Source organism: Mycobacterium sp. PSTR-4-N (assembly GCF_022348085.1).
In the GTDB taxonomy this organism is placed as follows: Bacteria; Actinomycetota; Actinomycetes; order Mycobacteriales; family Mycobacteriaceae; genus Mycobacterium.
Map to the genome: position 1 here is coordinate 158,222 of NZ_JAKRFN010000003.1, position 14,636 is coordinate 172,857.

13 protein-coding genes and 1 pseudogene are annotated in these 14,636 nt (G+C 69.1%); 4 read left to right on the top strand and 10 right to left on the bottom strand.

Annotated elements, in window-relative coordinates:
* The first annotated feature begins 93 nt into the window (after positions 1–93).
* Together MHN84_RS05860 and MHN84_RS05865 are read left to right on the top strand one after the other, a co-directional pair.
* Positions 94–465 carry an XRE family transcriptional regulator gene (locus tag MHN84_RS05860; protein WP_241203687.1) on the top strand — a complete coding sequence of 124 codons (372 nt, stop codon included), beginning with the start codon at positions 94–96 and terminating at the stop codon, positions 463–465.
* Positions 466–477: 12 nt separating this feature from the next.
* A complete protein-coding gene (locus tag MHN84_RS05865) occupies positions 478–1,212 on the top strand; it encodes a hypothetical protein (RefSeq protein WP_241203688.1) in 735 nt (244 codons plus the stop codon).
* Here MHN84_RS05865 and MHN84_RS05870 read toward each other — a convergent pair.
* From MHN84_RS05870 to mutA, 5 genes are all read right to left on the bottom strand, one after another.
* The gene (locus MHN84_RS05870) at positions 1,193–2,344 is read right to left on the bottom strand and encodes an MEDS domain-containing protein (RefSeq protein ID WP_241203689.1); all 1,152 of its coding nucleotides are present in this window, start codon (positions 2,342–2,344) and stop codon (positions 1,193–1,195) included. The two genes, MHN84_RS05865 and MHN84_RS05870, sit on opposite strands and share 20 nt — an antisense overlap.
* A gap of 308 nt (positions 2,345–2,652) precedes the next feature.
* Complete coding sequence (locus tag MHN84_RS05875) at positions 2,653–3,921, bottom strand: serine hydrolase domain-containing protein (RefSeq protein WP_241203690.1); 1,269 nt, start codon at positions 3,919–3,921, stop codon at positions 2,653–2,655.
* A gap of 59 nt (positions 3,922–3,980) precedes the next feature.
* Complete coding sequence (gene meaB, locus MHN84_RS05880) at positions 3,981–4,967, bottom strand: methylmalonyl Co-A mutase-associated GTPase MeaB (protein ID WP_241203691.1); 987 nt, start codon at positions 4,965–4,967, stop codon at positions 3,981–3,983.
* Positions 4,968–7,232 carry a methylmalonyl-CoA mutase gene (gene scpA / locus MHN84_RS05885; protein WP_241203692.1) on the bottom strand — a complete coding sequence of 755 codons (2,265 nt, stop codon included), beginning with the start codon at positions 7,230–7,232 and terminating at the stop codon, positions 4,968–4,970. It abuts the gene before it with no gap.
* Positions 7,229–9,091 (bottom strand): methylmalonyl-CoA mutase small subunit, encoded by a 1,863-nt coding sequence (mutA, locus tag MHN84_RS05890; RefSeq protein ID WP_241203693.1) that lies wholly within the window; start codon positions 9,089–9,091, stop codon positions 7,229–7,231. Before mutA ends, scpA begins: the two co-directional genes overlap by 4 nt.
* Before the next feature lie 132 nt (positions 9,092–9,223).
* On the opposite strand from mutA, the gene MHN84_RS05895 reads away from it, so the two are divergent.
* Positions 9,224–9,958, top strand: a complete 735-nt coding sequence (locus MHN84_RS05895; protein WP_241203866.1) for a TVP38/TMEM64 family protein — start codon at positions 9,224–9,226, stop codon at positions 9,956–9,958.
* Here MHN84_RS05895 and MHN84_RS05900 read toward each other — a convergent pair.
* The 3 genes and pseudogenes from MHN84_RS05900 to MHN84_RS05910 form a co-directional block, all read right to left on the bottom strand.
* Positions 9,852–10,187, bottom strand: a pseudogene (locus MHN84_RS05900) (DoxX family protein); the annotation flags it as partial. The gene MHN84_RS05895 and the pseudogene MHN84_RS05900 overlap by 107 nt on opposite strands.
* Before the next feature lie 14 nt (positions 10,188–10,201).
* The gene (locus tag MHN84_RS05905) at positions 10,202–11,419 is read right to left on the bottom strand and encodes an SPFH domain-containing protein (RefSeq protein ID WP_241203694.1); all 1,218 of its coding nucleotides are present in this window, start codon (positions 11,417–11,419) and stop codon (positions 10,202–10,204) included.
* Positions 11,420–11,431: 12 nt separating this feature from the next.
* Positions 11,432–11,866: an NfeD family protein gene (locus MHN84_RS05910; RefSeq protein WP_241203695.1), complete on the bottom strand. Its 435-nt coding sequence runs from the start codon at positions 11,864–11,866 to the stop codon at positions 11,432–11,434.
* Positions 11,867–11,925: 59 nt separating this feature from the next.
* Here MHN84_RS05910 and MHN84_RS05915 point away from each other — a divergent pair, with 59 nt between their 5' ends.
* Entirely contained in the window at positions 11,926–12,783 is an 858-nt protein-coding gene (locus MHN84_RS05915; protein WP_241203696.1) for a hypothetical protein, read from the top strand.
* On the opposite strand, the gene MHN84_RS05920 is transcribed toward MHN84_RS05915, so the two are convergent.
* On the bottom strand, positions 12,780–13,802 hold the full coding sequence (locus tag MHN84_RS05920; RefSeq protein ID WP_241203697.1) for a ferrochelatase: 1,023 nt from the start codon (positions 13,800–13,802) through the stop codon (positions 12,780–12,782). The two genes, MHN84_RS05915 and MHN84_RS05920, sit on opposite strands and share 4 nt — an antisense overlap.
* A gap of 12 nt (positions 13,803–13,814) precedes the next feature.
* Entirely contained in the window at positions 13,815–14,624 is an 810-nt protein-coding gene (gene inhA, locus MHN84_RS05925) for an NADH-dependent enoyl-ACP reductase InhA (protein WP_241203698.1), read from the bottom strand.
* Positions 14,625–14,636 lie beyond the last annotated feature (12 nt).

Consider the following 14,636-nt stretch of genomic DNA (forward strand, 5'->3'; position numbering starts at 1 on the left):
CCCAAAACTGTGACGGCCGTGTCAATTAAGAAAAGTCTGATCTGTTTGCCGCCAGGGCTGACCTGGCGGCCGTTCCCGGTTTACAGTGTTCAGGTGCCCAGGACAGACGAGAACGGCAGACAGCTCAAGGCGTTGCTCGACTACCTGCTCGACGGGGAGATCGACGCGAAGGACATCTACGACGCCCTCGGGACGTCCAGCAGCACGTATTACCGACGCATCAAAGAGCACGACTACCCGAACGCCGAAGAGCTCCGCCGGGTCGCCGATCGCTTCGACCTCAGCTATCCGGATCTGCAGATCCAGTTCGGTCTGATGACCCGGCAAGAAGTGTTCACCTACGTCGAGTCGGCCCGCGCCTCGGTGGCGACCCGCCAGACCTCAGCACCGGCGGTGGCTGCGCAGACCCGGCGTCGGCCTCGGTTGTCGGAGCTGACGCCGCGGCTCGACGCCCCGCCCCTGTAAGAGACGGTCCCGATGGCCCTGGCGTCCCTCATCGCGATCACGCTGCTGTGTATCGCATGGAGCTTGTGGATTCGGCGTGTCACGTGGTCGTGCCGCTGGGAGGTGGCCGCGACGCTGAACATCGCGCTGCAAGGCATCGCGGTGGCACTGATGTCGCCGTGGGCCTCCGAAACGGTCGGCCACTGGCTGTATTCACTGACCGGCAAGTGGAACCTGGAGGATTACCTCGGCCACGATGCCTACATCGTGGCCGCATCCGCGGTGGTCTACAACACGCTCGGCCGGCTCGAGACCGACCACGCCATGCACCAGAGGTTCAAGCAGTTCGTCGAGCGGCCCGCGACGCTGTGTATTCCACTGCTGCTCGCTGCGTTCTGGCTCGGGAACGGCGCGGCGATCTATCGCCCGGATTTCTTCGAGGTGCCCACCGACCTGTGGCTGAACCTGTACTGGCTGCTGCTGTGCGGAATGCTGATCTACCTGCTGAGCTACGGGTCGCGCGCACTCCTGATCCTGCGCAGCGATCCGCGATCCCGCCACATCGCCAACATCTACCTGTTTGCCTCGGCGATGGGGATCATCGCATGCCTGGTGCGGATCGTGACCGCGCTCGTCCCCGACCTTCAGACGGTCCAAGGCAGCACGCTGGTGTGGTTCTTCGCGTGCGCCTGCGGTGCCGGTTTCGCGCTGACGTCGGCGCACTCGTGGCGCCTGCGTACGAAGTGGTTCACCCGCGCGGGCGCCTGACGGCGTCGCGGGCACGGAGCAGAAACTCGGTCGTCTTGTCGTAGTCGGGCCGCGGCCCGTCAGTACGCCATTCGTCGACGATTGCGTGAGCGACCTCTCGCAGCTTCAGGTTGCCGTTCTGGGACAACGACTTCATCAGTTCGAATGCGTCGTCGGCGGTCAGTCCGAAGGCCGACATCAGCATGCCCTTGCACTGCTCGATGGCCGGCTGGCTGGCCAACCGGTTGTTCAGCTGACTCATCTTGGCCTGCAGTTCGGCGATCACCACGGGATCGGGACCCGGCACCACCACCGGCCCGATGCGCACGTGCGACAGACGGTCATCGATCGATTCGACCGCCGACGCCCGGACCAGCAGGGTGATCGACCGGCCGTCGCACCGAGCGGCGCGGTCCAGACCCGACACGAACTCGGCGGACAGGTGGTCCGCACCACCGGCGTCCACGGTCACCGACGTCGAACTCGGCGGCGGCAAAGCCGTCCGCACCGCGTCGACGACGGCGGTGGCGTGCTCGGCGTCCACCACACCGGCGACCGCGACATCGGCGTCCGCGGCGGCGAAAACACGGTAGGCGCCACCGTCGTGACTGACGAAGGGATGCAAGCACGCCAGGTCAGCCGCGCCGTCGAGTGCAGCCAGGTCGTAGGCGCACAACGCAGAGACGGGAAAGCGCGCCATCTGTTGGTCCACGAGTATCTCGAAACGTGCGAACGCCCGACGCTGGGTTTCGGTGCGTGCGACCGGGGTGGCGTCCACCACCGCTCGGAAGCCGGTGTAACCGTCGGCGACGGCCCGTTCGGTCGCGGCCACCCGCTCGGCTACCGACGTCTCAGGGTCGACCATGTCGGTGCCGGGAACGAAGCTGTAGAACCGGTCTGCGGGGATGACGGTCACGGGCGCGTCGGCGACGTCTGTACTCATGGTGTTTCGCACCGCGGCCAGTTCTGCGGTCAGCGATCGGGAGCTCCCGCCGCCGACGAACACCACCAACTGGCCCTGCCGTATCCCGTCGGTGAGGTACTCCGCGGCGCGGTGATGGAAGTCGCGCCGGTCGCGATACCCCCAGCCGAGGTGACCGAACGGGAGCAGGCCGGCCGCTGACCCGACGACACCGTGAAGCCGGCTGGTCATCACCTCACCCCATTCGCGCGATCCAGGGGAAACCCTACGCCCGCCCCCTGGCACCGCTTCCCCATTCGGCGACCGTGGAGGCAGCCATATGCGTGCCGCGCCATGTGTCGGCAAAACCGCGACGGTAACGTCAAAAATGACGCTTGCACCGGCCTGTCCTCTATCCGCTGAGCGAAACCAGCGATACCATGGCTCGGGCGCCGGACGGGGAATGGTCGCTTCTGCTCCGCCGCCCGGCGACGACGTGGACCGCGATTGCAGTGTTCAGCAAACAGCACTGACCCGAGTCGCCACCCCAGCGCCCAGACTCAGACGGCCGTCGCAGTCACGTCCTCGAAGGGTGCCCCGAAGTCCGGCACGGGCCGGTACCCCCTGGTTCGGGCCACCGCCGCACCCCGCCGGATCAGGGCCGCCGTGGTCACGAAGCCGGCCTGATCGCTGACCACGAACGGGGTGAGCAGCCGGTTGTGGACGAAGCCGAACGCCAGCCCTCGCTCCGGGTCCGCCCAGCCCAGCGAGCCGCCCAGACCCACGTGGCCGAATCCGGGCAGGATGCCGAACAGCGGAAGCCCGTGATAGCCGAGATGGAACGACAGCGGCATGATCAGGCTGTGATCGGGGCGCAGGCTCCGCCTGCCCACGAGTGCCGCGGCCGTCTCCCGGGACAGGAACTGGGTGCCGTCGATGCGCCCCTCGTTGGCGATCGCGCCGTACATGCGGGCCAGCGCCCGGGCGGTGGCGACGCCGTTGGCCGCCGGGATCTCGCCGTCCAGCAGCGGGGTGTCACCCTGGACGAACGCTTTGACGCCCGGGAAGTACATGGCGCCGAAGCCCGCCGAGATCGGCAGCGCGGCCACCCGCGGCGCGACGAGGTTGAACAACGGATTCTGGAGTCTGCTCTGCGGGCCGATGATGCGGGCCGGCTGCGTCGGGGCGTGCACCGGCGGACGTCCGAGGTGCAGCCCGTCGGTGTTCAGCGGTGCGGCAACCTCGCTGCGGATCAGCTCACGCATCCCGGTGCCCGTCACCGACCGGGCCAACCCGGACAGCAGCCAACCGAAGGTGAACGCGTGGTAGGCCGGGCGGCCCACCAGCCAACTCGCCGGCGCCGCGGCGAGACGATCCTCCATCACCATGTGGTCCATCAGGTCGGGACCCGCAGCCCCGTTCAGTTGCGACAGCCCGGCCCGGTGGCGCATCGCGTCGCGCACCGTGATCTTCGCCTTGCCGTTCGCGCCGAATTCCCGCCAGTACTCCGACACCGGCGCGTCGTAGTCGATGAGGCCGCGATCGGCGAGCCGGTGGATGACCGTGGCCGCCACGCCCTTGGTCGCGGAGAACACCATCGGCGCCGTGTCGGCGGTCCAGTGCCGTCTGCCCCTACGGTCGGACCAGCCGGTCCAGACGTCGACGACGGGCTCGCCGTTCAGGTACACCGCCAGCGCGCCACCGCCGAACCTGCGGTGCGGGAACATCTGCTTGAACGCTCGGACCGCCCACGAGAAAGCGGGGTCTGCAGCTCCCTGCACCCCGTGGGGAAGCGCTCCGTCGCGCTCGTCGGATTTGACGCCCGTCACAATGCAACGAACATACGCCTCGCTGCGGCAAAGCGGTGCGGAGTTACCGATTCGTTAGTCTAAGGATTTGCCGGGGCCTCAGCGGCGGCCAGGATCTGCTGGGCAGCAAGCGTCGGCGTCAGCTCGCCGTCGCGCACCGCGCGCTCCACGTCGGCCCGGATCTCGCGCACCCCGGGATGCGACAACACCCGGTCGAGCACGGCGTCGCGCACCATCGACCAGGTCCATTCCACCTGCTGAGTGCGCCGCCGGGCCTCGAACTCCCCCGCCTCGGTCAGCACGTCCCGGTGCCGCAGCACCGTCGCCCACATCTCCTGCAGCCCCGTGCCTTCCAGTGCGCTCATGGTGAGAACCGGCGGGCGCCACAGGGTTTCGCGGGGATAGAGCAAACGGATCGCGCCTGCGAGCTCACGCGCGGCGGCTTTCGCCTCGACCGCGTGTTCGCCGTCGGCCTTGTTCACCACAACGACGTCGGCGAGCTCCAGAACCCCCTTCTTGATGCCCTGTAGCGAATCGCCGGTGCGTGCCAGCGTCAGGAACACGAACGTATCCACCATGTTGGCGACGGTCACCTCGGACTGCCCGACGCCGACGGTCTCCACCAGGATCACGTCGTAGCCGGCCGCCTCCAGCAGCACGATGGTCTCGCGGGTGGCCTTCGCGACGCCGCCGAGCGTCCCTGAGGTCGGCGACGGGCGGATGTAGGCGTCCGGGTGCACAGCCAGCCGCGCCATCCGGGTCTTGTCGCCGAGGATCGAGCCGCCCGTCCGGGTCGACGACGGATCGACGGCCAGCACCGCGACGCGATGGCCCTGCTCGATCAGGTATATGCCCAGCGCTTCGATGGTCGTCGACTTGCCCACGCCGGGCACACCGGTGATGCCGACGTGCAGGGCGCTGCCGGCATCGGGCATCAGTTCGAGCAGCAACTCCTGGGCGCGCTCGCGATGATCGGCGCGGGTCGACTCGACCAGCGTGATCGCCCGCGCGAGTGCCGAGCGGTCACCGCCGCGCAGCGCCGCAGCAAGTTCGACGGGTGAGCTCATCTAGGAGAGGTCGTACCCGAGGCGCTCGGCGAGCTTGGTCAACAACCCGATCGCGGCGTCGGCGATCACGGTGCCCGGCGGGAAGATCGCCGTGGCACCGGCGGCGTAGAGCTCGTCGAAATCGCCGGGCGGGATGACGCCGCCGACGACGATCATGATGTCGGGCCGACCGACCTCGGCCAGCGCATCGCGCAGGGCGGGCACCAGCGTGAGATGTCCCGCCGCCAGCGACGACACTCCGACCACGTGCACGTCGTTGTCGGCAGCCTGGCGTGCCACCTCGTCCGGCGTGGAGAACAGCGACCCGACGTCGACGTCGAAGCCGATGTCGGCGAACGCCGTCGCGATCACCTTCTGCCCGCGGTCGTGACCGTCCTGGCCCATCTTCGCCACCAGGATGCGGGGCCGGCGGCCGTCGGCCTCGGCGAACCTGGTCACCAGCTCGGTGGCGCTGCTGACATTGCTGGCCATGCCCACCTCGTCCCGGTACACCCCGGCGATCGTCCGGATCTCGGCCTGGTGCCGCCCGTACACCTTCTCCAGCGCATCGGAGATCTCCCCGACCGTCGCCTTGGCGCGCGCGGCGGCGATCGCCAGCGCCATCAGGTTGTTACCCAACCCGTCCTCGCCGGCGCGACCGGAAGCCGCTGCGGCCCGGGACAATTCGTCGAGTGCAGCCTGCGTGGCGGCGTTGTCGCGTTCGGCGCGCAACGCCTCGAGTTTGGCGATCTGCTCCGCGCGCACCCTGCTGTTCTCGACCTTGAGGACCTCGATCTCGTGGTCCTCGTCGACCTGGTAGCGGTTGACCCCGATCACCGTCTGCTGGCCCGAGTCGATGCGGGCCTGGGTCCGCGCGGCGGCCTCCTCGATGCGCAGTTTCGGGATGCCCTCGTCGATCGCCTGCGCCATGCCGCCGTGCTCGGCGACCTCGCGGATGTGTTCGCGAGCCTTCTCGGCGAGCTGGTGGGTGAGCCACTCCACGTAGTACGAGCCGCCCCAGGGATCGATCGGCCGGGTGGTTCCCGACTCCTGGGCCAGCAGCAGCTGGGTGTTGCGTGCGATGCGGGCCGAGAAGTCGGTGGGCAGCGCCAGTGCCTCGTCGAGGGCGTTGGTGTGCAGCGACTGGGTGTGGCCCTGGGTCGCCGCCATCGCCTCCACGCAGGTGCGGGCGACGTTGTTGAACGGATCCTGGGCGGTCAGCGACCAGCCGGAGGTCTGCGAATGAGTACGCAGCGACAGGGATTTCGGGTTCCGAGGTTCGAACTGGGCGACCAGCTCGCTCCACAGCAGCCGCCCGGCGCGCAGCTTGGCGACCTCCATGAAGAAGTTCATCCCGATGCCCCAGAAGAAGGACAGTCGCGGCGCGAAAGAGTCGATGTCCAGCCCGGCGTCGAGGCCCGCCTTGATGTACTCGACGCCGTCGGCCAGCGTGTAGGCCAGCTCGAGATCGGCGGTGGCACCGGCTTCCTGGATGTGGTAGCCCGAGATCGAAATGCTGTTGAACTTGGGCATTTTCACGCTGGTGTAGCCGAAGATGTCGGAGATGATCCGCATCGAGGGCTTCGGCGGATAGATGTAGGTGTTGCGGACCATGAACTCTTTGAGGATGTCGTTCTGGATGGTCCCGGCGAGCTTCTCCGGCGGCACACCCTGCTCTTCGGCGGCCACCACATAGAGGGCGAGGATCGGCAACACAGCGCCGTTCATCGTCATCGACACCGACACCGAACCCAGGTCGATGCCGTCGAACAGCTGGCGCATGTCGAGGATGGAATCGATGGCCACGCCGGCCATCCCGACGTCACCGGCCACCCGCGGGTGGTCGGAGTCGTACCCGCGGTGGGTGGCCAGGTCGAAGGCCACCGACAGCCCCTTCTGGCCCGCGGCGAGGTTGCGGCGATAGAACGCGTTCGATTCGGCGGCGGTGGAGAACCCTGCGTACTGCCGGATGGTCCAGGGCTGGTTGACATACATCGTCGGGTAGGGACCGCGGACGAACGGCGGCAGGCCCGGCAGGCTGCCGAGCGGGTATCCCGCAGCGACGACGTCATCTCGGTCGGCGGCGATGTAGACGGGCTTGACGTCGATGCCCTCCGGGGTGGCCCAGTCCAGTTGATCGGCCGTGTACCCGTGCGCCTGCGCCGCCGCGACAGCCGCTTCGGTCACCTGGTCGCGCGTCGGCGCGGCGGCGTCACCGTCGGCGTGCAAGGGAACATCGGCGAAACTCTCGATGGCTGTGCGGGGTTCAGTAGCGGTCACCTTCATGCCCCCAATCGGGTCAGCAGATCCGACAGAACGGACACCGCGTCGATCTTGGCCGTGACGTAGCCGTCGGGTTTGATGTCGGCATCGGCGACCGCCTTCTCCGGGCCCGCCATCAGAATGTGGCGCACCCCAGCGGCGCGAGCGGCGGCCACCGCGTCGGCCACCTCCTGCCCGTATCGGGCGTCGGTACCGCACAGAATCGCGACCTCGGTGGAGCCCGCCGCGGCGATCGCGGCGGCCACCCCATCGGCGGTGACCGGCCCGGGATTCACTGCGTCGATGCCGCCGGCTGCGAGCAGGTTCGCCGCGAACGTGGTGCGGATGTTGTGTTCGGCCAGCGGGCCCAGCGGGAGCAGCACTGCGGCGGGCCGGGCCCCGGTGCGAGCCAGGAACGCATCGGAGCGGTCCCGCAGCGCCTCGAAGTGCGCTGCGTAGCGGTGCACGGTCGGCAACGGATTGCCTTGCGGGAGCGGCATTTCGGCGAGATTGGGGAACTCGTTGACGCCGGTGACCGCGGTGCGCCGATGGGCGATGTCGACGTCACGCCGCTGGGCGACCTCGGCGATGCGGGCGCGCACGTGGTCGCGTGCCGCCTCGAAACCGCCACCGGCTTCGATCTCCTGGAAGGCGCGCCAGGCCGACTCGGCCACGCTTCGGGTGAGGTCCTCCACGAACCACGAGCCGGCGGCCGGGTCGAGGACGCGCCCGAGGTGTGATTCCTCGAGCAACAACAACTGGGTGTTGCGGGCGATGCGCCGTGCGAACGTCCGCGCCGTACCGGGGTATCCGCCGTCGATCGCGACGTCGAACGGGTGCACCAGCACGGTGTCCGCTCCCCCGACGCCGGCTCCGAACGCCGCGACCGTGGTCCGCAACATGTTCACCCAGGGATCACGCTGCGCCATCATCGGCAGCGAGGTGACCGCGTGGACCGTGGCGGCCCCGGCCTCGGGCGCGCCGGCCACGGCGGCCACGCGAGCCCAGAGTTGCCGCACCGCACGGAGTTTGGCGATCGTCATGAATTGGTCGTCGTCGGCGGCGACACGGAAGGAGATCTGGCGCAGCGCGGTCGCGACGGGCAGGCCGGCGTCGAGCAGTGCCCGCAGGTAGGCCACGCCCGCACCGATCGCGGCACCGAGCTCCCAGGACGCGTTGGCGCCGAGGTCGTGCAGGGCCGGTCCGTCGACGGTGACCGCGCGCACGTGCCCGTCGAAATCCTGTGCCGCGGCCTGCGCGACAGCGGTCACCTCCGCCAGGGTGGGCGCCGCGCGATCAGCCAGCGGCGCGAGCAGCGGATCACCACCGAGGTCCACCGACAGGCGGGACCGCTGGTCCTCGTCGAGGCCTGTCAGCATCCCGAGCAGCGTCTCGGCGGTGGTGCGGTACACCGGCCCGGCGCCGGCGACCTCCACGACGATCGGCACCAGATCCAGGTAGACGCCGGCGAGCACGCGGGCCAGGTCGGCCGGGTCGATTACCCCCTGGCCTGAGTCTGCGCGGCCCACGCGCAGCGACAGCGCGCTGACGCCTTCGGTCAACGCGAGCAGGATCGCACCGTTGACCTCGTCGTCACTCGATCCGTCAGCCGGGAACACCTCGGCGACCTTCCAGCCCGACTTGACGTCGCGCAGCGCGTCACCGCCTCGGACGTACGGCCAGCGCCCCGGCAGCGCGGGTTCGGGCAGCTCGTCGGCCTCGCTGTAGAGCGGACGGATCGGGAAGCCCTCGTAGGTGTCCGAGTCGAGCGCCCGCTCCGGCTCAGCACCCAACTCGGCCGGATCGCGGCGGCTGGACTTCGCCAGCACACCCGCCACCGCAGAACGCCATCGGTCGACATCGCCCGTTGTCTGCACAGCCATCAGGCTAAATGATGTTCCTCACGTCGGTGCCGAGAGGTGATCACCGCCCTACCCGTAGGGTGGAAAGCCGTGAAACCCGTCGTCAGCGCGCTGCGCACCGTGCCGGCGACCGTGCTCGCCACGCTGCGGGCGATGCCTCGGACCCGGCTGCTGGCGATGATCGGCACCGGTGTGATCCTCGTCGCAGTCGTGCTGCTGGTACCGCTACCCACCGCCGTGCAACTGCGCGACTGGGCCACTTCCCTCGGCGCCTGGTTCCCGCTGGCGTTTCTGGCCGCCCACGTGGTGGTGACGGTGTTCCCGTTCCCCCGCACGGCGTTCACCCTCGCCGCAGGCCTGCTGTTCGGGCCCTATCTCGGCATCCCGTTGGCCGTCGTGGCGAGCACGCTCAGCGCCGTACTCGCCGTGGCGCTGGTACGTGCCGCCGGCTGGCAGCTGGCCACGCTGGTCAGCCACCCGAAGGTCGACGCGCTCGACGCGCGGCTGCGCGAGCGCGGCTGGGTCGCCGTGATGGCCATGCGGATGATCCCGGCCGTGCCGTTCTCGGTGCTGAACTACGCAGCGGGAGCCTCCGCGGTGCGCCTGCTGCCCTACACCCTGGCCACGATCGCAGGCCTGCTGCCAGGCACCGCCGCGGTCGTCGTGCTCGGCGACGCGTTGACCGGCAACGTCAGCCCGCTGCTGTTCGTGGTGTCGTTCAGTACGGCCGCACTCGGGGTGGCCGGCCTCATCTTCGAGGTGCGGTCCCATCGCCGGGCGGCGGACCCTGCACCGTCATCGCCCCGAACAACACGAGAAACGACGACGCCGCCGCCAGCCCCGGACTCCAGTCCTTCGCCCGGACGTGGGCACCGACCGCCAGCGTGAAGTACACCGTCAACATGAACGTCGTCAGCCTGGCCAGCGCAGGGAACCGGTACACCGACAGCAGCCCCACCGCGGACGCGGCCTTGACGATCGGCAGCACCGGGCGCACGTTCTCGGGCAGGCCCACGGCGTCGAGGGCCGCACGCACGGGCGCGATCGGGCCGATGCAGGCCACGGCGTCGCCGGCCTGCAGCGCCGCCAGGACGGCATAGGCCCGCCGCGAGTGCAGCACCGCCGCCGCGGTCACTGGTCGCCCGCGCCGTGCCGCGGCGCCGCCTGCTGGGTGTAATCGGTGGCCGGGGGCTGCGTCTGTTGCGACAGCGGCGGATACTGCGGCCCGGCGCCGAGCGAGCCCGCGACCGGGGTGCGCGCCTCGGCGACCGCCTGGGCCACCGCCTGCGCGATCTCCGGGTCGGTCTGGGTGTTGAACCACTCCGCCACCTCGGCAGAGTCATCCTCCGGCTTGGCCAGGTCGTCCTCCACCGGCGAGGGCTGGTAGCGGAACACGCCGTCGTCGCCGGGGGCGCCGAGCAGCTTCGTGAACCCTTGCAGCGCCGACCCGAAGTCGCTGGGCACCACCCAGACCTTGTTCGCCTCCCCCTTGGCCATCAGCGGCAGCGTCTGCAGGTACTGGTAGGCCAGCAGCTCGGGGGTGGGCCGGCCCGCCTTGATCGCGGCGAACGTCTTCTCGATTGCCTTGGCCTGACCCTGCGCCTGCAGGTACTGCGCGGCGCGTTCACCCTGCGCGCGCAGCATGCGGGACTGCCGGTCAGCCTCGGCGGCCAGGATCGCGGCCTGCTTGGCACCCTCGGCGGCGAGGATCTGCGCCTGCTTCTGCCCTTCGGCCTGCTTGATCGACGCTTCCCGATTGCCCTCGGCGGTCAGGATCATGGCGCGCTTCTCCCGGTCGGCGCGCATCTGCTTCTCCATCGAGTCCTGGATCGACGGCGGCGGATCGATGCTGCGCAGTTCGACGCGGGCGACGCGCAGCCCCCACCGGCCGGTGGCCTCGTCGAGAACGCCGCGCAACTGACCGTTGATCGAGTCACGCGAGGTCAGCGTCTGCTCCAGCGTCATCCCGCCGACGACGTTACGCAGTGTCGTCGTGGTCAGCTGCTCGACGCCGACGATGTAGTTGCTGATCTGATAGACGGCGGCCTGGGGGTTGGTGACCTGGAAGTACACCACCGTGTCGATGTTGACCGTCAAGTTGTCCTCGGTGATCACCGGCTGCGGCGGGAACGAGACGACGCGCTCCCGCAGATCGACTCGGGCGCGAATCTTGTCCACGAACGGCAGCAGCAACGTCAGCTGCCCCGACACCGTCTTGCTGTATCGGCCCAATCGCTCGATCACCGCGGCCTCGGCCTGCGGGATCAGCGCGACCGACTTCGCGACGATGATGATCGCGAACACCACCAGCACCGCGAGGAGAACCAGACCTGCAATCGCACCGTCCACTGTGACTCCTTCTCAAGCGATCTTGGACACGACCGCGGTGGCGCCGTCGATGTGCACGACGGTCACCTGGTCGCCGGGTTCATAGACATCGTTCTCGTTGTAGGGCCGGGCCGTCCAGACCTCGCCGGCCAGCTTCACCTGCCCGGCGTCCCGAGCGACCCGGTCGAGCACCAGCGCGCTCTTGCCCTCGAGGGCCCTGACCGGTTCCGGCAGTCCCGTGCCCGCGTGCATGCGGCGGCGCAACGCCGGGCGGACCCCCACCAGCAGCAGCACCGACACCACGAGGAAGACCAGCCCGTCGGCCCACACCGGCCAGTCCAGCAGCCAGCTCGACCCCGCGGCGGCCAGCGCGCCGCCGCTGAGCATCAACAGGAACAGATCACCCGTCAGCGCTTCGGCGCCGGCCAACGCCAGTGCTGCGATCAGCCAGATCAGCGGTACGGGCATACCAAAAGACTAACGCGCAACCGGCTACAGGAGCTGCTAACAACTACACTGCAGCCATCATGTGGTGTCCCAGTGTTTCGCTGTCCGTGTGGGCCAACTCCTGGCTGGCCGGTGTCGCCGCGCCCGACGACGTGTTGGACGCGTTATCCCAATGGACGCAATCCCATTCGGTCACCGCCTACGATTCCGTGGCCGCCAATCGGACCGGGCTGCCGTGGCCGGATCTGGACAATGCGGGCGTCATGTCGCTGCTGCAGACGATGCGGACGGTGGCCCGGCCCGCGAGCGCTCAGCCCGCGATAGCGCTGGCCCTGCCGGTGCCCGGGGACGTCCGGGGCTTGCCGCCGGGCACCCAGTTCGGCCGCGACGCCATCGCCGTCGGCGAGGCGATCATCGTCGGTGACGTCCGCGCTGCGATCGGTGTGGTGCCCGACTTCGAGTACCTCGACGAGTACACCGACTCGGTCGACGAGGACGAGTTCGAGCCCGAGTTGTGCGGCCTGTCCTGGACCGTCTACTCGCTCGATCGTGCGCCGATGAGCTCGCACACCGACCTCGGCGAGGCCGAGTACACCCTGCGTGACGCCGTCCGGTCGGCCGCCGACGCCCTGGTGTCGCTCCGCGCCGGAGCGACGGGCGCCGACGTCGCCGATCCGCGTCGCCTCGTCGAGCAGGTGCTCGAATCCACACGCGCGCACCGCATTCCAGACCACGCACCCGAGCGGGCGGTCCGGGTGCTGGAGAATGCGGCACACGTCGATGCGATCATCACCGTGAGCTCCGGGTTGCTTCCCATCGGGCAGAGTTCATCGGAGGTCCAGTTGGCCACCGATGCCCTGCGTCCGCTGACCGCGGTGGTCCGCTCGGCGCGACTGGCCGCCGTCGACGCGATCCTGCAGTCGGCCTGGCGACCCTAGGAACTACTGCAGTTCGGCGTGCACAGTGCGCCGTTGACGCTGCACCCGTACCCCGGCACCGGGTCGGGCCCCTCGACACGCGCGGTGGGCAGGCCGCGAACCACCTCGTCCATCAGATCGACCGCCAGGCGCGCGAATCGCGGACTGCTGTTGGGTGTCGTGGCCCGCGCCAGCGCGATCCCGGCCGCGTCGGCCTGCTCCGCCAGTTCGCTGTCGAGGTCCCACACGACCTCGATGTGATCGGCGACGAAGCCGACCGGGCAGACGATCACGGCCTTCGTGCCGGCCTGCGCCAGGCTGTCGAGGTGGTCGCCGACATCGGGTTCCAGCCACGGCACCTGCGGCGGGCCCGAGCGCGACTGCCACACCTGGTCGAAATCGGCGTAGCCGGCGGCGGCCGCGATCAATCGAGAGGCGTAGCCGACCTGGCGTTCGTAGAGATCCGGGCCGCATCGGTTGGCCGCACGCAGCGGAATCGAGTGCGCGGTGAACACCAGACGCGCGTCGTCCCGCAGTTCCCCGGGCAGCGTGGCGGCGGCGTCGCGGATCGCGTCGGCGAACATCTCGATTAGCAGCGGATGGTCGAAGTACTGACGCAGCTTGGTCAGCTGCGGCGCTTCCGGGCCGGTAGCGGCGCGGGCGCGGGCGATGTCCTCCTGGTACTGGGTGCAGCCGGAGTAGCCACCCCAAGCCGAGGTGGAGAACACCGCAGCACGACGAATTCCGTTGTCGCGCATCTGTGCAACGGTGTCTTCGACGAACGGGTGCCAGTTGCGGTTGCCGAAGTAGACCGGGACGTCCGTGCCGCGCCGGGCGAGCTCGGCCTCGATCGCGGTGATCAGATCCCGGTTGATGCCGTTGATCGGCGACACCCCACCGAAATGCAGGTAGTGCTCGGCGACGCTGGCCAGCCGCTCCCGCGGGATGCCGCGGCCCCGAGTGACGTTCTCCAGGAACGGCATCACCTGGTCGGGGCCTTCCGGCCCCCCGAAGGAGAGCAGGAGCAGCGCGTCAAACATGGCGGTGTCCCGTCACAGCAGCTGGGTGCTCGCCCCGCCGTCGGCGAAGATGATCGTCCCCGTCGTCGCCGGCAACCAGTCGGACAGCAGCGCGCACACCGTTTTGGCGACCGGCGTCGGGTCCTTCATGTTCCAGCCCAGCGGCGCCCGCTGATCCCAGCCCTCCTCGAGGAGCTGCATCTGCGCGCCGGCCTCCTCGCCGAGCGCGCCGCCGACGATCGCGCTCATCGCCAGGGTCCGGATCGGGCCTGCGGCAACCAGATTGGAGCGCACGCCGACCTTGCCGGCCTCGCGGGCGACGAAGCGGTTCACCGATTCCAGCGCGCTCTTGGCGACCGTCATCCAGTTGTAGGCCGGCATCGCCCGAGTCGGGTCGAAGTCCATGCCCACGATGCCGCCGCCCGGATTCATGATCGGCAACACGGCCTTGGCGAGCGACGCATACGAGTACGCGGAGATGTGGATGCCCTTGGCGACGTCTTCGTAGGGCGCGTCGAAGAACGGGTTGATGCCCATGCCGGTCTGGGGCATGAAGCCGATGGAGTGCACCACGCCGTCGATCTTGTTGCCGTCACCGATCTCGGCGGTGATCCGGTCGGCGAGCGTGTCGAGATGCTCGGAGTTCTGCACGTCGAGCTCGATCAGGGGCGCCGGGTTCGGCAGCCGGTCGGCGATGCGGCGGATCAGCTTCATCCGGTCGAAGCCGGTGAGCACCAGTTCCGCGCCCGCCTCCTGGGCGACCTTGGCGATGTAGAACGCGATCGAGCTGTCGGTGATGATGCCGGTGACGAGGATCCGCTTGCCCTCTAGAAGTCCTGCCATGGTTGTCTTCCT

Coding starts and splice junctions, on each gene's coding strand:
- MHN84_RS05865 (WP_241203688.1), top strand. CDS start 478: ATGGCCCTGGCGTCCCTCATCGCGATCACGCTGCTGTGTATCGCATGG.
- MHN84_RS05870 (WP_241203689.1), bottom strand. CDS start 2,344: ATGACCAGCCGGCTTCACGGTGTCGTCGGGTCAGCGGCCGGCCTGCTC.
- meaB (WP_241203691.1), bottom strand. CDS start 4,967: ATGAGCTCACCCGTCGAACTTGCTGCGGCGCTGCGCGGCGGTGACCGC.
- scpA (WP_241203692.1), bottom strand. CDS start 7,232: ATGAAGGTGACCGCTACTGAACCCCGCACAGCCATCGAGAGTTTCGCC.
- mutA (WP_241203693.1), bottom strand. CDS start 9,091: ATGGCTGTGCAGACAACGGGCGATGTCGACCGATGGCGTTCTGCGGTG.
- MHN84_RS05895 (WP_241203866.1), top strand. CDS start 9,224: ATGCCTCGGACCCGGCTGCTGGCGATGATCGGCACCGGTGTGATCCTC.
- MHN84_RS05910 (WP_241203695.1), bottom strand. CDS start 11,866: ATGCCCGTACCGCTGATCTGGCTGATCGCAGCACTGGCGTTGGCCGGC.
- MHN84_RS05915 (WP_241203696.1), top strand. CDS start 11,926: ATGTGGTGTCCCAGTGTTTCGCTGTCCGTGTGGGCCAACTCCTGGCTG.
- MHN84_RS05920 (WP_241203697.1), bottom strand. CDS start 13,802: ATGTTTGACGCGCTGCTCCTGCTCTCCTTCGGGGGGCCGGAAGGCCCC.
- inhA (WP_241203698.1), bottom strand. CDS start 14,624: ATGGCAGGACTTCTAGAGGGCAAGCGGATCCTCGTCACCGGCATCATC.